Origin of the sequence: Luteithermobacter gelatinilyticus, from assembly GCF_005849285.1 — a bacterium.
GTDB classification, from domain to species: Bacteria; Pseudomonadota; Alphaproteobacteria; order Sphingomonadales; family Emcibacteraceae; genus Luteithermobacter; species Luteithermobacter gelatinilyticus.
This window is the reverse complement of record NZ_CP040517.1, coordinates 2,685,250-2,702,486: the sequence shown is the minus strand read 5'-3', so window position 1 is coordinate 2,702,486 and position 17,237 is coordinate 2,685,250. Positions and strand designations below refer to the sequence as shown.

General features: G+C 54.9%; 18 protein-coding genes. 4 read left to right on the top strand and 14 right to left on the bottom strand.

From position 1 onward, the window contains the following. Nucleotides 1–27 precede the first annotated feature (27 nt). From FE788_RS12180 to FE788_RS12125, 12 genes are all read right to left on the bottom strand, one after another. Nucleotides 28–975: a DUF3137 domain-containing protein gene (locus FE788_RS12180; protein ID WP_138380896.1), complete on the bottom strand. Its 948-nt coding sequence runs from the start codon at nucleotides 973–975 to the stop codon at nucleotides 28–30. Nucleotides 976–1,033: 58 nt separating this feature from the next. Continuing rightward, nucleotides 1,034–1,594, bottom strand: a complete 561-nt coding sequence (locus FE788_RS12175; protein WP_138380895.1) for a LemA family protein — start codon at nucleotides 1,592–1,594, stop codon at nucleotides 1,034–1,036. Between the two features lie 43 nt (nucleotides 1,595–1,637). Continuing rightward, nucleotides 1,638–2,336, bottom strand: coding sequence for an AsmA family protein (locus FE788_RS12170; RefSeq protein ID WP_138380894.1), 699 nt, complete (start codon nucleotides 2,334–2,336; stop codon nucleotides 1,638–1,640). Nucleotides 2,337–2,447: 111 nt separating this feature from the next. Then, entirely contained in the window at nucleotides 2,448–2,858 is a 411-nt protein-coding gene (locus tag FE788_RS12165; protein WP_138380893.1) for a 3TM-type holin, read from the bottom strand. A 1-nt stretch (nucleotide 2,859) separates the two neighbouring features. After that, a complete protein-coding gene (locus FE788_RS12160; RefSeq protein WP_138380892.1) occupies nucleotides 2,860–3,306 on the bottom strand; it encodes a D-Ala-D-Ala carboxypeptidase family metallohydrolase in 447 nt (148 codons plus the stop codon). After that, nucleotides 3,296–3,982 (bottom strand): hypothetical protein, encoded by a 687-nt coding sequence (locus FE788_RS12155; protein WP_138380891.1) that lies wholly within the window; start codon nucleotides 3,980–3,982, stop codon nucleotides 3,296–3,298. The genes FE788_RS12160 and FE788_RS12155 overlap by 11 nt, the downstream gene beginning before the upstream one ends. Before the next feature lie 497 nt (nucleotides 3,983–4,479). Further along, nucleotides 4,480–4,758 (bottom strand): HPr family phosphocarrier protein, encoded by a 279-nt coding sequence (locus tag FE788_RS12150; RefSeq protein ID WP_342779566.1) that lies wholly within the window; start codon nucleotides 4,756–4,758, stop codon nucleotides 4,480–4,482. 44 nt (nucleotides 4,759–4,802) lie between these two features. Then, nucleotides 4,803–5,207, bottom strand: a complete 405-nt coding sequence (locus FE788_RS12145) for a PTS sugar transporter subunit IIA (RefSeq protein ID WP_138380889.1) — start codon at nucleotides 5,205–5,207, stop codon at nucleotides 4,803–4,805. 32 nt (nucleotides 5,208–5,239) lie between these two features. Next, nucleotides 5,240–6,157, bottom strand: a complete 918-nt coding sequence (rapZ, locus tag FE788_RS12140; RefSeq protein WP_138380888.1) for an RNase adapter RapZ — start codon at nucleotides 6,155–6,157, stop codon at nucleotides 5,240–5,242. Between the two features lie 106 nt (nucleotides 6,158–6,263). Beyond that, the gene (locus FE788_RS12135; RefSeq protein ID WP_138380887.1) at nucleotides 6,264–6,683 is read right to left on the bottom strand and encodes an HPr kinase/phosphorylase; all 420 of its coding nucleotides are present in this window, start codon (nucleotides 6,681–6,683) and stop codon (nucleotides 6,264–6,266) included. Nucleotides 6,684–6,775: 92 nt separating this feature from the next. Then, nucleotides 6,776–8,425, bottom strand: a complete 1,650-nt coding sequence (locus FE788_RS12130; protein WP_138380886.1) for a stimulus-sensing domain-containing protein — start codon at nucleotides 8,423–8,425, stop codon at nucleotides 6,776–6,778. Between the two features lie 26 nt (nucleotides 8,426–8,451). Further along, nucleotides 8,452–9,156, bottom strand: a complete 705-nt coding sequence (locus tag FE788_RS12125) for a response regulator transcription factor (protein ID WP_138380885.1) — start codon at nucleotides 9,154–9,156, stop codon at nucleotides 8,452–8,454. 421 nt (nucleotides 9,157–9,577) lie between these two features. Here FE788_RS12125 and FE788_RS12120 point away from each other — a divergent pair, with 421 nt between their 5' ends. Together FE788_RS12120 and FE788_RS12115 are read left to right on the top strand one after the other, a co-directional pair. After that, the gene (locus FE788_RS12120; protein WP_138380884.1) at nucleotides 9,578–10,075 is read left to right on the top strand and encodes a J domain-containing protein; all 498 of its coding nucleotides are present in this window, start codon (nucleotides 9,578–9,580) and stop codon (nucleotides 10,073–10,075) included. A gap of 152 nt (nucleotides 10,076–10,227) precedes the next feature. Beyond that, a complete protein-coding gene (locus FE788_RS12115) occupies nucleotides 10,228–11,820 on the top strand; it encodes a CHAD domain-containing protein (protein WP_138380883.1) in 1,593 nt (530 codons plus the stop codon). A 79-nt stretch (nucleotides 11,821–11,899) separates the two neighbouring features. Here FE788_RS12115 and FE788_RS12110 read toward each other — a convergent pair whose 3' ends face one another. After that, complete coding sequence (locus FE788_RS12110) at nucleotides 11,900–12,409, bottom strand: CYTH domain-containing protein (protein WP_138380882.1); 510 nt, start codon at nucleotides 12,407–12,409, stop codon at nucleotides 11,900–11,902. Between the two features lie 57 nt (nucleotides 12,410–12,466). After that, nucleotides 12,467–12,859 carry an NUDIX domain-containing protein gene (locus FE788_RS12105; RefSeq protein WP_168190402.1) on the bottom strand — a complete coding sequence of 131 codons (393 nt, stop codon included), beginning with the start codon at nucleotides 12,857–12,859 and terminating at the stop codon, nucleotides 12,467–12,469. 285 nt (nucleotides 12,860–13,144) lie between these two features. On the opposite strand from FE788_RS12105, the gene ahcY reads away from it, so the two are divergent. Both ahcY and FE788_RS12095 read left to right on the top strand, forming a co-directional pair. Further along, nucleotides 13,145–14,440 (top strand): adenosylhomocysteinase, encoded by a 1,296-nt coding sequence (ahcY, locus tag FE788_RS12100; RefSeq protein ID WP_138380880.1) that lies wholly within the window; start codon nucleotides 13,145–13,147, stop codon nucleotides 14,438–14,440. A gap of 203 nt (nucleotides 14,441–14,643) precedes the next feature. Then, nucleotides 14,644–17,151 carry a PAS domain-containing sensor histidine kinase gene (locus FE788_RS12095; protein WP_168190401.1) on the top strand — a complete coding sequence of 836 codons (2,508 nt, stop codon included), beginning with the start codon at nucleotides 14,644–14,646 and terminating at the stop codon, nucleotides 17,149–17,151. Nucleotides 17,152–17,237 lie beyond the last annotated feature (86 nt).

The following is a 17,237-nucleotide window of genomic DNA, read 5'->3' as shown; positions in this document are numbered from 1 at the left end:
CAAGCTTTGATCGTGATCCGGGCAGGCTCAGATCCTGGTTTTGAGTTCCAGGCGCAAGGTCTCCACAATGCCATAAATAAGGGCCAGTTCCCGTGCTGCTTCCACTAGCCGCGCGGGGTCCGTGAAATCCATGAAGATCCCGCCGCCTTCAAAACTGTTTTTGGATTTGCGGATCGCCAGGGATAAAGCGCCCCGATCAAAGGCCATCTGCAAATTGCCTTCGCCCACGATCCGTCCCAGATTGAGAATGCGTTCCATAAAGGCGGGAGTGAGCAGATACCGGGCCTCCACCTGATCGCTGGCATAAACCTCGAAATATTTTTCGAAAACCGGATCTTCCAGCTTCACCCGGTCTCCCCGGCCCAGCCCGTCAAGGATGTTTCCCAAAAAAGTCTGGTCCTTGCGGATGATGGTGGTGCCGGAGAAGTTTTTGTGAAAGTCAAATTCGGCCAGAAGTCCCCGAAACACAGTGGTGCGGCGGCGCCGTCCCTTGCTGTCCCGGGAAATGCGCACCAGTTTGGCCTCAAACAGATTAAAATCCACCTCGCCGATCCGGCCATAAATCTGGTCTTCGGTTTTGCGTTCGTCATGGCCCGGCACCAGGGCGAGTTTTCTGAATCTGCTAACGGAACAGTTTTGCGGTTTCAGGCGATAGTTAAGGCCCAGATACCCGCACAGGCTGTCCATGATCCTGACTTTGGCCTTTTTATGAAGCCGCAAGAGGGGGCGGGATCCCAGCCACCCGATGCCACCAGCCGCAAAAGCGGCAAGCAACAGAAGCCGGAGGTCCTGCTCCTGTAGCCAGATGAAGACAGCCAGCGCGCTAAACACAAGAAGGGCCAGGGCCACGCCAAGGACAAGGCTTTTTATGGCGCGCGGGCGCTCGGCCTGCAACGCCTCCAGCTGCGGGCGCAGGTCCTGCTGCACATAGGCTTCAAACCCTTCCAGTTCCGGCAAAATGCCTGACCAGTTCATCTTACTCCCCCTGGGCGCTGATCATGGTGTTATGATTCATTGGGAAAGCGTAAGGGGGTTACAAATAATCTGTAGCCACAACCGGCTTGCGTTCGGTGTCGTCCGCTTCCAGATAAGGCATGCTTTTGATACCGATGAGGCCGGCAATGACGCTGGTGGGGAAAATCTGTACCAGATTGTTCAGATCCGTCACTGCGCTGTTATAGAACCGCCGGGCGGCGGCAATGTGGCCTTCCACCTCTTCAAAGCTCTGCTGGGCCTGAATCATGGTTTGGTGCGCCTTGAGGTCGGGATAGTTTTCGGCCACCGCAAAAAGCTGCATCATGGCAGCTTGCAGCCCCTTTTCCGCCTCCAGGTGGCGTTCGACTTCCTCCGGCTTGCGGCGGTCATAGGACTGGTCGGCGCGGCTGCGCATTTCCGTCACCCGATTCAGCACATCTCGTTCATGCTCCATATATTTTTTGGCAATGCTCAGGACGTTGGGCAGAAGATCATGACGTTTTTTTAATTGCACATCAATGCCCGACAACGCTTCCAGGACCTTGTTCCGGCGCGAGATCAGCGCGTAATATAACAGGTAAAGGCCGATCAGAACGGCGATCAGAATGATCCATATCATCTGTTGTTCTCCTGTGGGCTGGGTTTAAACGGATGCCAGCGCCTTATTTGAAAATATCCTTGAGTATATTTTCCGCTTCGCCCAGCGCGTCTTTGATCATGTCCTTGGTCACCACCTTGCCAAGGCTGGTATTGACCGCACTCAGGACTTTTTTCAGCACCTCGGCGCCGGTGGCCGCCTTGTTTTCATTACCCACATTTTCCAGATGGATATCCGGCAGGGTCAGGCCAGCGCTTTTGCCGCCCATCAGGTCAGTGGCCAGCTGCACTTTGGTGCCGTTGACATAAATATCGTCAATGATGAATTTTTTGACGCTTTCGCTGTCCTCACGGGCCCCAAAGCGGGCGATGTAGTTTTCCACATTTTTCTGCAACTGGTGGATATTGTTGCCTTTGCTGCCCAGTTCATAGACCAGATCGGCGCCCTGGATGCGGATTTCCTGAATACGGATCACATCGTCCATCACTGACATCACGTCCAGCCTGACGGCAACCTCATCCACTTTGAAGGCATGAGAGGATTTGAACCCTTCCGGATTGTGAACCACCAGCCCGTTGAGGCGGGCCTGCCCGCCGAGAAAGGACACGTCCACCCCATCCAGTTCAATGGCCGCGCCGGTGACTTCCGGGCCATAATCCAGTGTCGCTTTCTGAATCAGCGCCCCGGCCTGCGAGGCGATATACACCAGCGCGCCAATGATTAGAGCCAGGATTATAAGAACGGCAAACAGAGCTTTTTTCATCGGCCTTCCCCTCAATGGTTTTTTTTGGTCCGTCAATCTCTTGGGTTTGTTTCATGAGACTGTGGGTAAGTGTCCCTGATCCTCGGGCAAAAAGCAAGATTTGAGAGAGACTTATTTGCTGCGACCCGTCATTTTCTCGGCACTGCGCAGGGCCCCGAGACCGAGAAGCGCCAGCACCAGTTCCATCATATGATCCGTTCTGATTTCCGGAGGGACAATATCCAGTTCTTGCACCGCTACCAGCCATTCCACCAGCGGATGCAACAAAAAAGCCCACAGAAACCCCAGTCCGCAGACCCAGCCGATGAATGGCCGCCAACCGGCCACAAAAACGGACCGGTGCGCGGCTTCCACCCGGTTGATTTCCGCCTGAAGCAGGTGCGGTTGCTGGCGAATTTTTTCAAGCACCGCCCGGGCCCGGGCTTTTTCCTCATCACTGGTGAACAACTTATCAAACACATTGCCAAGGGCGGAAACCGCATCCACTGCCGGCCCGCCAAACAGTTTTCCCAGAAAAGACATGTCAAAACCTCCGATACATATGGCCGTCGAAAATCAGGGCATCGTGACGATTCCGTTCGGTGCCAACCCAGGAACAATGGAGCCAGCCCCGCCCCGGCGACAGCGGATCATAAAATTCGAGAATAAGCTGGTCATAGTCCAGATGGTCCCGGATCCAGTGGGCCACCTCGATCAACGGGATACCTGGAAGGCGGAAGTCCACGGCTTCGCCGCGGATATGCTGAGACGTCTCCCGGGACCCCAGAAGTCGGTTCAGGGCCGGGCAGCGATAGCCACTGCTGGGCGAAAAGGGCAGGGAGAAGGCCGTGCGGACCGGTTCCAGAATATGGCGGACCAGAAGGGCAAGTTTTTCAATAACCGGGGGTGGCGGCGTGTTGTCCAGACCCCGGCGCAGGGCGGTTTCCGACCGAACCAGTTCGTCCAGGCTAAAGTGGGCGCTAAGCTTCATGGTTGCCCCCACGCCGTTTTTGGGTGGTCACCGTCAGGTACAGATCAAGGCTGTGGCGCAGATGATCGCGGGCCCATCCCTTGCGCCGCTGCCATTTCCGGTCTGTCATGCTCAGCGAGTGTTCATCAATCACCACATCAAGGACCGGCCCGAGCTGAAGACGGGCGGTCGTCATGGCCTCGACCCAGTCGAGATAACGTTCTTTGAGGCGGATCTCCGTGTCCCGTTCTACGGGCGCCGGTCGCGGGCCGCTGTGGACCACCACATCCGAATAGCGGGTGACCCTCACCCCGGCTTCGGCAGTGATCAGCTGGAAACATCGACGAATCTGATGGGCCGCCCACACATGACGGGCGTCAAGACTGCCGGTTTCTGCCAAACGCAGCAGCGGGTCAGGGCGCAATTTGGCCGCCGTCTCCCGGGTGGGACCCACCGGGGCCGGGACGGGGGAGGTGATCGGACAGGGCCGTCGGGCGGACCTGGCGCCGGTTGCGCCCTGTGGGGACAGGCTGGCGGCCAATCCTTGTTCCGCCCGTTTGCGCCGCCGGGTGGCGCGGGCTTTGCGAAAGGAGGAGACCGGCGGTTTGGGCCGCCCCGGGGCATCGCGGGAGTGCACGGGGTGCCCTGTCCGAATTTCGGGATCTGTGTCGGATGGGTTGCGTTTGATGGTGTTCATGAATGTCCCCCAGAGGCTGAATAACAGTCCTATGTTGTGTTGTGTGATAGGCAAGAATCACATCAATAAGACTATTATAGGGACAAATAAGAACAAATCAAGAACATTTATGCGTAATGGGAAAGGATCGCACAGTTCATGAGCTGCTGACACAGGTGTGGGAGCGCTTTTTCAATGTTTTCAGGGGTGTTGGAGGCTATCGCCGAAAATGTTATCGCGACTGCCGAAGACTCCTTCCGTCGCTCCCGCACAGGCGGGAGCCCAGAGTCCTTATTACCAGTGTCCTAATTATAAGAGTCCTAATTATAAGAGCTCTTTTCCAGTTCTCTTTCAAACAAAGCCCTCCCGAACAAGCTGGGCGGAATGTCTTTGGTGAGGGGCTGGATTGCCGCCTTTGCGGCAAGGATGATGAAAGAAAAGCTGTCATCGCGCGCCCTGTCATATATTGCTCTGTCATATATTTTTGAGCAGGGGCATAGCGATGACGTCAAAAGGCGTTATTCTTCACCGAATTTGTTTTCGATCATCTGTTGCAGGTCGTCGAGGGCGGCGCCCACATCGGGGCCGCTGCCGCTGAGCGTGATCTGGTCCCCCGGGGCCGCTGCCAACATCATCAGCCCCATGATCGAGGTGCCGCTGACGGTGGTTCCGTCTTTGGAAACTTCGATATCCGCCTGATAACGTTCTGCCACGGAGACGAATTTTGCCGACGCCCGGGCGTGAAGCCCGCGCCGGTTGACGATTGTGACGGTCCGGCGTTGCGGTTCCTGGGCCATGTCGGCGGCCCTCTCCTGGGTCAAATTACGGGAGGCGGTGGTCATCAGGCTTCTCCGGACAGCACATGGGAAGCCACGTTGATATATTTCTTGCCGGCGTCCTGGGCGGCTTTGATAGCATCTTCCATGGAGGAAGCCACCCGCACACTGGCCAGCTTGATCAGCATGGGCAGGTTGATACCGGCAATCACTTCCACATTGGCGTTGTCCATGATGGAGATGGCCAGATTGGACGGGGTGCCGCCAAACATGTCGGTGAGAAGAATGACGCCGTCCCCTTCGTCCACATCCTTGACGGCATCGAAAATATCCTGCCGTCGCTGTTCCATATCATCATCGGGGCCAATACAGATGGACCTGACGGCCTTTTGCGGCCCAACCACATGTTCCATGGCGGATACAAACTCTTCCGCCAGTCTGCCATGCGTTACAACAACCATACCAATCATATACACATCCTGTGTTGTGTGAGGTCCTCCGCCTAGTCCGCAGACGGAAGTTCACGATGATGAAGCGTCACCAGAAATCCTTTCTGACGCAAAAATCCAGCCATTTTTTCAGCCACACACACCGACCTGTGACGACCGCCCGTGCAGCCGAAGGCAATGGTCAGATAGGCTTTTCCTTCCTTCTTATACTCAGGGAGAAGCCATAAAATCAAGCTGGCAATTCTGTCCCAGAACGTCTGATAGTCCGGGTCTCCCTCCACATAGGCGCAAACCTCGGGGTCAAGGCCGCTCAACGGTTTCAGATTTTCCACATAATGCGGATTTCTGAGAAAACGTACATCCAGGACAAGATCCGCATCCCGGGGCAACCCCTTGGGATAGCTGAACGAGCAGATAGAGATGGTCATGTCGCCGCCGATGGAACGTTCAAACCGTTGGCTTAAAAGACGCTTTAACTCGTGTACGCCAAGATCCGTCGTATCGAAAACATAATCCGCTTCAGCGCGGAGCACCTCCATCATCTGGCGCTCACGGACAATGCCGTCGGCCATAGGACGGTCAATGGCCAGCGGATGACGCCGCCGGGTTTCCGTGAACCGTTTGGCAATAATGTTATTGTTACAGTCGAAAAACAGAACACGGATGTCCACATCGGCCCGCGCCTTGAGTTTGCGCAGCTGGCTGGTAATTTTTTGCGGATTGAAGTTGCGGGTCCGGGCGTCAATGCCAATGGCAAAGGCAGGATTGGCGTGATCGGGGTCATCGCCCCGGGCCAGATCAATCAGATTGGGCAGCAGGCTGAGTGGCAGATTGTCGATGGCCTCATATCCGATGTCTTCCAGCGCCTTGAGTGCTGTGGATTTTCCGGCCCCGGACAACCCCGTGATCAACAACAGCTTCAGCTTTTTGCCGGCCTCTTCAGCAGCGTCTTGTGGAACGGCCTGTGACATCTTCGGGAAACACCTTGTTCAACTTTCACTCTAGAGTCAATCTCATCACAATTCACTCTAGTAAGGGCTATTCCGCCAGTTGAGTCAATCCCCGCTGTGTGAAAAGTCAGAGATTGAAAAAATCGATCGCACAGCGCAGCTTCGCCACCGCCGAGACCTCGAAAGCGTAAAACTCCAGTCGGGGCAGACGTACGCCTAGCCGTTCAAAATATGCCGCTTCGGGCAAGCGTTCGATGGCGCTGCGCTCGGCTTTCAGATCCAGCACCAGGTCAAGGCCGGCCTGTTTTTTATAAGCCATATGTACCAGCCCCACCCCGCGCACCTCCATCAGTCCGGCAATATTTTCCGCCGGCCGCGCGATAAGCCGGTCCTTTTCCTTGCTGATATTGACATAATCATCCCCCACCAGAATCCCCCCCGCATCAATCAGACGCAATGCCAGATCGGATTTGCCAGCGCCGGGTGGCCCCATGATCATGATGCCTTTTCCCTGCCATTCCACCACTGTTGCATGTAAGAGTTCCATACCGTTCACCCTGATTGCCGTTCTTTCTGGGAGCTGTGTCCCAAGATCCGAAATTTATGGGGACTTTACAACCTGAATTTTATAATTTGATCTCAGGACTTCGGTGCGGCGGGTAGCAGGACCGTAAAGCGAGCCCCCGGACCGTCCGGGCGGTTTTCCGCCCGGATGCTGCCACCGTGTGATTCCACAATCTGTTTGCAGATGCTCAACCCCAGCCCGGAATGTTTGCCGAATGCCTCGCCTTTCGGGCGTTCGGAATAAAATCTCTTAAAGATATCTTCCAGTTTGTTTTCCGGGATGCCGACCCCTTCGTCTTCCACCACAAGTTCGATCATGCCCTTGTTCTGGCGCAGCCTGACCCAGATATGGCCCTCCGGCCGGGAAAAGGAAATGGCATTGTCGATCAGGTTGCGCACCACCTGGCCCAGCTGGCCTTCCAGTCCCATCACATAACAGGCCGGACGTCCCGCCTCGGGGGGACGCCGCCGGGAACCGACTTCAAGGATAATTTGGGGCAGCCGGTCGCGCTGGGTCGTGGTGTATATATCCACCAGCGTTTCCAGCAGCGCCGTCATATTGACCCGCTCCATGCGGCTGCGGGCCAGTTCTGCATCGAGGCGCGAAGCATCCGAAATATCGGAAATCAGCCGGTCCAGACGTTTGACGTCATGCTGGATGATGCCCAGCAGCTTTTTCTTGTTGGCATCGGTCTTGGCCAGTTCCAGGGTTTCAATGGCGCTGCGCAGTGAAGTGAGCGGATTTTTCAGTTCATGCGCCACATCCGCCGCAAAGGCGGCTATGGCATCAATCTGGCGGGCCAGCGTATCGGTCATTTCCCTGAGCGAACGGCTCAGATCCCCGATTTCGTCATTGCGGGCGGAATAATCCGGGATGCGGTGTTCGGCATTGGTGGCCATGCGGATGCGGTCTGCCGCCCGGGCCAGCCGGAGAATCGGCGAGACGATGGTCCGTGCCAGAAACGCCGACAGGGTCAGGGTCAATAGCAGCGCCGCGCCAAACAGCTCCAGGATAGTCATGCGGGCGTTCTGGACGGCTTCCCGGATATCCCGGGTATCGGCCGATAGCATAAGCGCCCCGAGCACCCGGCGGAATCTCTGGACCGGTACGGCCACCGTGATAATGTCAAAGCGGTCCGTGAGTACCCGGACCCGATAACTGTCTTCCCCTTCCAGGGCTTGCTGGACCTCGGGATAATTGGCGGCCGTTTCCCCGGCAATTTCGTGGTATTCTTCCAGCGCATATCGCCGGTGCAGCCGGTCGAGAAGGTGAGAGACTTCCCAGCCGAACCGCTCCCAGAAACTGGCGATGCCCCCTTCGGGCGGCAATTCGTCAACGATGATGGCGTGTTCCACAGCCAAATCCCGGCTGTCGATCAGCTTGGTTCCTGAAACGTCGAACAGACGCGAGCGAATGTCGGTAACCTCTACCAAACGGATAATAATTTGCTGCGCCGGAAGCAATTCGATTTCCGTGGTTTCCGGTCCCCGGGTGGCAGCTTCCCCAATGGAGGCCGCCATGATTTTGGCATCTTTCAACAGGTCCTCGATGCGGGCCTCCATCAGGCTTTCCTGCATCTGGTCCACATAAAGAATGCCGCCGCCCAGAAAGACCAGTGCCATGACATTCACCAGCATGATGCGAAAGGTCAGCGGCGAGATGCGGCGCTTCGGGCGGGTGCGGAAAGTTTTTCTGGTTTGGTCCCCGTGGGTGTCAAGAGTCATGTTTCGGTATCGGGTCTGGATCGTTTTCAGCTTTCGCTGTAACGGTACCCAACGCCGTACAGGGTTTCAATGCCGTCAAAGTCCGAATCCACCATCCGGAATTTTTTTCTCAGGCGTTTGATGTGGCTATCAATGGTGCGGTCATCCACATAAACATCATCATTATAGGCCACATCCATCAGCTGGTCCCGGCTTTTCACATGCCCGGGCCGATAAGCCAGGGCCTGCAAAATAAGAAACTCTGTCACCGTCAGTTTCACATCCTGGCCATCCCATTGACACAGATGGCGCACCGGATCCAGGCGCAGTCGTCCGCGGACCATGACGCCATCATCGTCTTCCTCTGCCTGGGTGCTCTTTTTCACCGCTTCCACCCGGCGCAGGACGGTTTTGATGCGTTCAATCAGCAGCCGCTGGGAAAAGGGTTTTTTGATGTAATCATCCGCGCCCATTTTCAGACCCAGCATTTCGTCTATTTCATCATCTTTGGAGGTGAGGAAAATGACCGGGAAATTGTGTTTCTCCCGCAACCGGCGCAGCAGTTCCATGCCGTCCATGCGCGGCATTTTGATGTCCAGTACCGCCATATCCACGGGATTTTCATTCATCCCCTGAAGGGCACTGGCGCCGTCGGTATAGGTTTTGACGGCAAATCCTTCCGCTTCCAGCGCCATGCTTACGGATGTCAGAATATTCTGGTCATCATCTACAAGTGCAATCGTTGTCGCCATAAATTTCCGTCGTCCTTGTTCTGGTTATCCTTAGCTGGACCCCTGTCCCCCAGCTTGTATTTGCAAGAGGCAGTGGCTTATAATTTTGTCGCCAGGGCCTGGCCTCTACACTATCATGAATTTTCCCCGAAACGACAGAAAAACCTTATACCCTCAACTTCATGGCTAAATTACGGCTACAAGACGGGGGCCGCTCAGTGGATCGGGAGCCGAGAGAGATGGCGGTTTTAATACAACCTCAATAAATCCTCAATACATCCTCAATACATCCTCAATACATCCTCAATACAGGGAGGCCTGGTGCCGGAAAACAGAAAACGGACTGTCCGTCCGCAAAAAATGATATGATTGCGACAGGTGCTTGAAAGATGGGACGAAGGACGCTACATCAAAACAGTGTGTATATGGAGGGTGCCTGATCATGCCGCGTTCAAAAAGCTGGGGATTCCCGAGGTGGGACGGCTATAATGTGGACCGCGAGCCGGTTTCCGTCCGGCTGTGTGATTATGACGGATGTGATCAGCCCGGTAACTTTCCCGCTCCCAAGGCACCGGATTCCCCGGAAAAATGGTATTTCTGTCAGCAGCATGTAACGGAATATAACCGTAACTGGAATTATTTTGCCGGCCGTAACAAGGCGGAAGCCTTCCGACGGGCGCAGGAAGAAGCCCGCACCAGCGCCGGGTATACCCACAGCGGCGCCTATGACAACGGGGCAGAGAGTTATGGCGCGGGGGAACGGCGAGCGGCGGCTTTTGCCGTGCTTGATCTGGAAGAGACGGCCAGTCAGAAAGAAATCAAGGCGGCTTTTCGCCGCCTGGTGAAAAAATATCACCCGGATACTAATCCCGGCGATAAGGAGGCGGCGCGGAAATTTCAGCAGGTCACCGCCGCTTATGATATTCTCAGCGTAAAATGACAATTCAGGGTAAAATTAACCCGGATAAGGTCTGGGACGCGTGCGGCGCTGTGTTATCATAGGGCGGTTCTTATGGTTTTGTTATATTTTCGTCATGCCACAGTTGTGCAAGCCCCTGCGGTGCGGGCTTGCCCAAGCAAAAAAGACTGGTCATGTATTTTTATGGTCCAGAAACCCTGAGCCCTGAACATTTTTCCTCCGATCTTTGTCGGAAAACCGGTTTGGTGCAGGTCCATGAAGGAGACTGTTACCAGCAGTTTTTGGATACTTTTGACGGACGGCTGTTTAACGCCGGCGGGTATCTGCTGTTTGAAGAGGATAAAGCGGGGCGTCAGATGATCTGGCGCAGCCTCAAGGATGACCGGCTTTTGGGCCGGGTTGTGTTGTCGGACCGCAAACAGGATCTTGTGAGGACGGTATCCGCCAAACCGGCTTTTGTGTGGGATTTGCCGTCCAGTCCGGTTCGCCGGCGTCTGGAAAAAGTCCTGGACATGCGGCGTCTGCTGCCTCTTCTGGATCTGAAAACGACACGCCGCGAATATCATTTGCTTGGGCGGGACCGAAAAAAAATCGCTACGGTGTTTCTGGAATATAGCCGGGTCAACCCCGCTGGGCAGGACATCACCATCGAGGATGGCTGGATCATGCGGTTGCTGCCGGTAAGGGGGTATGAACAGGACGCTGCAAAGCTCGCGCAGCGGCTACAACAGGATATGGGATTTGAAACGCGTGATATTCCTTATCTGTCACATCTGCTCCGCCGGTGTGAGATCACGCCGGGGGGATATTCCTCGAAACTGTCTCTTGCCCTGGATCCGCAAGCCCCGGCAGGGACGGCCACCAAACAGATTCTGAACACCCTGTTTGATACCCTGCGCGCCAATGAAGAGGGCCTTATTGCCGATCTGGACAGTGAGTTCCTGCATGATTTTCGGGTGGCGGTGCGTCGCACCCGTTCGGCGTTCAGTCAGATCAAGAATGTGTTCCCAGGGCCGGAGGCGGCTTTCTGGAAAGAGCAGTTCTCCTGGCTGGGGCAGATTACCGGCCCCAAACGCGACCTGGATGTCTATGTGCTGAAATTCGATGCATATCTTGCCCTGCTGCCTCCAGAATATCGGGAGACGCTGGCGGAGTTGAGAAAATTTCTTTTGATCCGCCAGTGCGAGGAGCAGAAAAAGCTGGTCCGCGCCCTCAGAAGCAAAAAATACCGGGACCTGATCAGGCGTTATAAAACCTTCCTGAGGAGGGAAGCGCGCGGGGATGAGGCGGCATCAGACGCACTCCGGCCCATCAAGCAGGTGGCCGACAAGCGTATCTGGAAAATGTTTGTCCGGATTATTGCCGAAGGGCGCGCGATCACGGCGGACAGTCCGGCCGAAGATCTGCACGAATTACGCAAAACCGGGAAGAAGTTGCGTTATCTGCTGGAGTTTTTTCAGTCGCTGTATCCGGCCGGCGCCATACGGGGTTTGATCAAGACGTTGAAAAACCTTCAGGATAATCTTGGTGATTTTCAGGATTACGAAGTGCAGGCGCATTCCATTTCCGGGTTTTCCCAGGCTATGCAGGCGCGTGGCATGGGGACGGCCCAGACTTTTATGGCCATGGGCATTCTGTGTTCCCATCTTCTGAAGGGGCAGCAGGCCGCCCGGGAGGAATTTGCCGCCCGTTTTACGGCTTTTGATACAAAAGACATCTATAATCGTTTTCAGACGCTTTTTGGGTCGGGGCTTACTCGTCAATAAAAAAAACCTTCCCCCCCTCCCGGGATGTCTTGGGGCCAGAGCTGACCGGCAGAATGGGTCAACCTATTCACAATTCACTCTATTTGCCATCCAGGAGGTCCTCATAACTCAGCCCCCAGTCCTGAAACGGCCGAGAAAACAGATAGGCGTTAAAAAACCGTTCATCGGTGCTTACTTCCCGGCCGATCCAGTCCGGCACCTTCACCCCCTCCTCGGCGCTTTTCAGCTCAACCTCGGCAATGACCAGCCCAGCATTACGGCCGTGAAAGATATCCACCTCCCAGACATGCCCCCTATGATGATAGATTTTCCGGGTTTTTTCAATTACCGGTCCGGTGCAGATCTCGAACAAAAGCCTGGCGTCCCGTTCGCTCACGTCATATTCCAGTTCATAACGGACAGTTGCGCTGCGGGCGGCCTTGATGCTGAGGATATAATTTTGATCTTTCTGGCGAATGCGGACTGTATTGCCATTTTCACGGGCAATATATCCTTGGCGAATATTCTGCTGTTTGACCGGCGCTTCCTTAGGCAGTTTGCGGACCAAAAACTTGCGTTCGATTTCCATGTGATCGGAAGGGGGTATCATTGACAGAGATCCTTATATCGGGACAGTGATCCTTATGCTGGGACAGGGCGGTACGGGTCAGGAAAGCGCTTTTTTAAGGCTCTGCCGGTAAATATCAAGCAGATAAAGATCATCCAGTTCGTAGACAGCAAACAGGCCGGCGTGGATATGCTCCCTGGACAGGCGAATGTCCTTGAGAGAGGAAAAATTCGCCTCACAGCAATATATTGCCACACACAGATCTGACCGGCCTCGGTCCCGGGTGCGAATATGATATTCAAGAAATCTGACCGATCTGACATTAAGGCCGGTTTCTTCATAAATTTCCCGGATCAGGGTTTTTTCCAGATCCTCGCCGTCTTCCAGTTTGCCGCCCGGCAATTCCCATTCCCCATCCGGTTCCTGTAGCAACAGCGCGCCGTCTCCCTTGAGAATAATCCCCTTGACGGAAATGGGGAGTCCCTTCGCCACCCTGTAAATTTCCTTTTTGGTTGATTTTACGCCCATTGGTTTCAGTATTGTTTATATCTGGTGTATTGGTCCATTATGGCAACCACGTCTGGGGATGTCCAGAATATGGTCAAAGCCCGTTCAACTGTCCCCCTGAAGACGTCATTTGTGCCAGGACATAAATGCCATTTACGGGGGTCTCTTGATTATATGTATATAGATATAAAGATTTCTTTATTTATGTCTTGTGGCAGGGGGGCGATCTTGGTATAAGCCGCATATGATTTCTGAAAGGAAAGGCGAGGTATGACCGAATTTACTGATTATAAAGTCGCCGATATTGCCCAGGCGGACTGGGGGCGGCGCGAAATTGCCATTGCGGAAACGGAAATGCCGGGGTTGATGGCGCTGCGGGAGGAATATGGCGCGTCAAAGCCGCTGAAAGGTGCGCGTATTGCCGGTTGCCTGCACATGACCATTCAGACCGCGGTGCTGATCGAAACCCTGATCGAGCTGGGGGCCGAGGTGCGCTGGTCTTCCTGCAATATTTTCTCGACCCAGGATCATGCCGCTGCCGCCATTGCCGCACGGGGCATTCCGGTTTTCGCCTGGAAGGGGGAAACGGAAGAGGAATTTTTGTGGTGCATTCGCCAGACGATCCTGGGACCTGACGGCTGGCGTCCCAATATGATCCTGGATGATGGCGGCGACCTCACGGCCATGATGTATGATGAATTTCCGGAATTGTTGGACGATGTGCGCGGCATTTCCGAAGAAACCACAACCGGGGTGTTGCGGCTTTACCAGATGGCCAAGGAAGGCCGTCTGACCGTGCCCGCCATTAATGTGAATGACAGCGTGACCAAATCCAAATTTGACAACCTCTATGGCTGCCGCGAAAGCCTGGTGGACGGCATCAAACGGGCCACGGATGTGATGCTGGCCGGTAAGGTCGCGGTTGTTGCCGGTTATGGTGATGTGGGCAAGGGCTCTGCGGCCAGCCTGCGCGGGCAGGGAGCCCGGGTGTTGGTCACCGAAATTGATCCCATCTGTGCCCTGCAGGCGGCCATGGAAGGGTATGAAGTCACCACCATGGAAGAAGCCGCTAAAATCGGGGACATCTTTGTGACCTGTACCGGCAATGTGGATGTGATCACGCTGGATCACATGCGGGAAATGAAAGACCGCGCGATCGTCTGCAACATTGGGCATTTCGATTCCGAAATCCAGATTTCCGCGCTGGAAAATTATAAATGGGAAGAAGTCAAACCGCAGGTGGATGAAGTGATCTTCCCGGATGGAAAGCGCCTGATCGTGCTGGCCAAGGGCCGGCTTGTCAATCTGGGATGCGCCACGGGGCATCCCAGCTTTGTTATGAGTGCATCTTTCACCAATCAGGTGATGGCACAGATCGAACTCTGGAACAATGCTGACAAATATGACAACAAGGTCCATGTGCTGCCCAAGCATCTCGATGAAAAAGTGGCCGCCCTGCACCTGCCGCGTCTTGGCGTAAAACTGACCAAACTGACCGAAAAGCAGGCCCAGTATATTGATGTGCCTGTGAACGGTCCCTTTAAGCCGGAACATTACCGGTATTAATTGGATGGTTTCTAAATAAGGGTAAATAGGGGGGCGCCCCTCGAAAAAAGCAATTTTACGGCCCGTTTATGGATAGATCTTACCCATAAACGGGCTTTTCTTTTGCCGGGCGACGGGCTAACTTAGGAACGAGGGTTTTTGGCACTTATGACATCACACCGTAAATGACAGGGTCTTCTGACAAAAAAAACACAAGGATTCCGGTGGCGACAGTTTTTGCAAGCGTGTGGACCGGAGCAATGATGATGGCGGCCATGCTGTTGCCGTCTCCTGCCCTTTGTGCGATTGAGGTCCCGGCGGGGATAGGGGGGGCGGGGGATCAGACCTTGCTGGTGGCTTTTGCGATTTTCTGCCTGCTGGCCTTTGTCCTTCTGGGGCTGATGCTGTATCACCGGACCCGCCTTAACCGTCGTCTGAACACTGTTGAACAGCGTTACGACACGCTCAAGCGACTTCTATCCTCACGCGATGAAGTGTACCTGACCATTAGCGGCCGGGGCCATCTTAAGGTCAGTAACGGGTTCGAGGAATGGTTCGGTGTGGATGGCGTGGTGCGTTCTCTTGACAATCTGAAAAAGGGGGTTGCCCAAAGCTCGCTCTCAGAATTTCACCGGTTCCGCGACTGTTGTGACCGTCTGGTGGAAGAGGCCAGGGAATTTTCTCTGCATCTTCGCCTCAAACAGGGGGAACGCTGGATTGCGGTGCAGGGTCTGCCACTAAAGGATCCGCGCCGCGTCAGTGAAGGCAGCGAGAGCGTCATTTGGTTCAGGGGGTTAAGCAGGGAAGAAAGTATCGCCCTGCACCAGCAGCAGGAATATGTCCGCCTGCGCCAGCAGCAGCAGTTCTATAAAATGATTGCTGATCAGGTCGCGCTGCCGTTCTGGGTTCGTGACAAGGACCTGAATCTAACCTGGGTCAATCAGGCCTATGTGAACGCGGTGGAGGGGGAAAGTCGCCAGCAGGTGTTGCGGGACAATCAGGAGCTGGTGACCACCAGTCTTGGCAAAAGCGCCCGCGACATGGCGTTGATGGCAGAAAAAACCGGGGAGGTGCAGCGGGACAAACATTTTGTAGTGATCCGCGGGGAACGCCGCGCCATGGATATTCACAATATCCCGCTTTATGACGAAACGGGGTTGTGCGCCTTTGCGGGCTATGCCGTGGATATTACCGAGCTGGAAGAGGCCCGCGGCGAATTGATCCATCATACGGAGTCCCATTCGGAAACCCTGAATAAACTCTCGACGGCGGTGGCAATTTTCGGCATTGACAAGCGCTTGGAGTATTACAACAGTGCCTTTGCCCGGCTGTGGCAAATTCCCGAAGAAATTTTGTTCAGCCACCCGCATCATGGAGAGGTGTTGGAAGCCATGCGTGAAGCCCGAAAGCTGCCGGAACAGGCTAACTTCCTGGAATGGAAACGCAAGCAGCTTGAGGCCTATACCCAGCTTCTGGAACCGGTAGAGGAAATGTGGCATCTGCCGGACGAAACCACGCTCAGAGTAGTGACGCAGCCCCATCCCCAGGGAGGGTTGCTGATTTTTTATGAGGATGTGACCGATCATCTGGCGCTGGAACGCTCCTATAATACACTGTTCGCTGTGCAGCAGGAGACGCTGAACAATCTTCACGAAGGGGTGGCTGTGTTCGGGGTGGATGGACGGTTACAGCTGTATAATCCGGGGTTTGCCGAGATGTGGGCGCTTGATCGTGAATTTCTGAATGAAGGGCCGCATGTTTCCGATGTAATGGCCGCCTGTGACGGGTATTTCACCAGCCCGGACCAGAGTGAGGAAATCCGCGGGGTTGTGGTTGGCGACGTGGTTAAAACCGAAGGCACCTCCCGGCGGCTGCGGCGCAGTGACGAGACAGTGGTGGACTTTTTTGCGGTTTCCCTGCCGGATGGCGGCGTGTTGACCACCTATATCGACGTCACCGACAGTTTCCGCATTGAACAGGCGCTGCGGGAACGCAATCAGGCGCTGGAGGAAACCGACAGAATCAAAACCGAATTCCTGGCGCATATGTCCTATGAGCTCAGAACCCCGCTTAACAGCATTATTGGTTTTGCGGAGCTTCTGGCCAAAGAATATCAGGGGCCGCTCAACGATGACCAGCATGCCTATATGCGGCATATTCTCCAGGCCTCCGACCGCCTGTTGGGCCTGATTAACGATATTCTTGATCTGGCCGTGATCGAGGCGGGCGGCATGACCCTGGAGGTGTCCCGTTTCCGGCTCAAGGACATGTTGGCGGCTGCCATGAACGAGATGACGGAAGCAATCCGCGCCAAGGGGCTGGAGGTGGAGCTGGATTGTCCGGATGATCTGGGCATGGTCTGCGGTGACAGCAAGAGACTACAGCATTGTATCTTGAATCTGCTTAGCAATGCGGTGAAATTCACCCCCGCGCCAGGATTTGTCACCATCGGGGTACGAGAGGAAGAGACCCAGTACCGCATATTTGTCAAGGACAGCGGGATTGGTATCCTGCCTGAGGAACAGAACCGGATTTTTGAGAAATTCTATACTGGCAGCAACGTGTCCAATGGCCAGGGGGTCGGACTGGGCCTGTCTCTAGTCAAGAGTTTCATGGAAATGCATGGCGGCCGGGTTGAAGTGGACTCGCAGCCTGACATCGGCACGACCGTCACCTGTTATCTGCCCAAGGAAGTGCCGGTGGCTCCCCATCTGCGTATGGTTGGGGAATGAGACTTGCCATTCCGGTCGAACCGCGCCAATAATTCCCTTATGACAACATCCCAGACCAAACACTCATGGGTAATCTCCATGATATG

Bases quoted from the DNA above. Each gene is read 5' to 3' on its own strand.
- FE788_RS12180 (WP_138380896.1), bottom strand. From the start codon at position 975: ATGAACTGGTCAGGCATTTTGCCGGAACTGGAAGGGTTTGAAGCCTAT.
- FE788_RS12175 (WP_138380895.1), bottom strand. From the start codon at position 1,594: ATGATATGGATCATTCTGATCGCCGTTCTGATCGGCCTTTACCTGTTA.
- FE788_RS12170 (WP_138380894.1), bottom strand. From the start codon at position 2,336: ATGAAAAAAGCTCTGTTTGCCGTTCTTATAATCCTGGCTCTAATCATT.
- FE788_RS12165 (WP_138380893.1), bottom strand. From the start codon at position 2,858: ATGTCTTTTCTGGGAAAACTGTTTGGCGGGCCGGCAGTGGATGCGGTT.
- FE788_RS12160 (WP_138380892.1), bottom strand. From the start codon at position 3,306: ATGAAGCTTAGCGCCCACTTTAGCCTGGACGAACTGGTTCGGTCGGAA.
- FE788_RS12155 (WP_138380891.1), bottom strand. From the start codon at position 3,982: ATGAACACCATCAAACGCAACCCATCCGACACAGATCCCGAAATTCGG.
- FE788_RS12150 (WP_342779566.1), bottom strand. From the start codon at position 4,758: ATGGCCCAGGAACCGCAACGCCGGACCGTCACAATCGTCAACCGGCGC.
- FE788_RS12145 (WP_138380889.1), bottom strand. From the start codon at position 5,207: ATGATTGGTATGGTTGTTGTAACGCATGGCAGACTGGCGGAAGAGTTT.
- rapZ (WP_138380888.1), bottom strand. From the start codon at position 6,157: ATGTCACAGGCCGTTCCACAAGACGCTGCTGAAGAGGCCGGCAAAAAG.
- FE788_RS12135 (WP_138380887.1), bottom strand. From the start codon at position 6,683: ATGGAACTCTTACATGCAACAGTGGTGGAATGGCAGGGAAAAGGCATC.
- FE788_RS12130 (WP_138380886.1), bottom strand. From the start codon at position 8,425: ATGACTCTTGACACCCACGGGGACCAAACCAGAAAAACTTTCCGCACC.
- FE788_RS12125 (WP_138380885.1), bottom strand. From the start codon at position 9,156: ATGGCGACAACGATTGCACTTGTAGATGATGACCAGAATATTCTGACA.
- FE788_RS12120 (WP_138380884.1), top strand. From the start codon at position 9,578: ATGCCGCGTTCAAAAAGCTGGGGATTCCCGAGGTGGGACGGCTATAAT.
- FE788_RS12115 (WP_138380883.1), top strand. From the start codon at position 10,228: ATGTATTTTTATGGTCCAGAAACCCTGAGCCCTGAACATTTTTCCTCC.
- FE788_RS12110 (WP_138380882.1), bottom strand. From the start codon at position 12,409: ATGATACCCCCTTCCGATCACATGGAAATCGAACGCAAGTTTTTGGTC.
- ahcY (WP_138380880.1), top strand. From the start codon at position 13,145: ATGACCGAATTTACTGATTATAAAGTCGCCGATATTGCCCAGGCGGAC.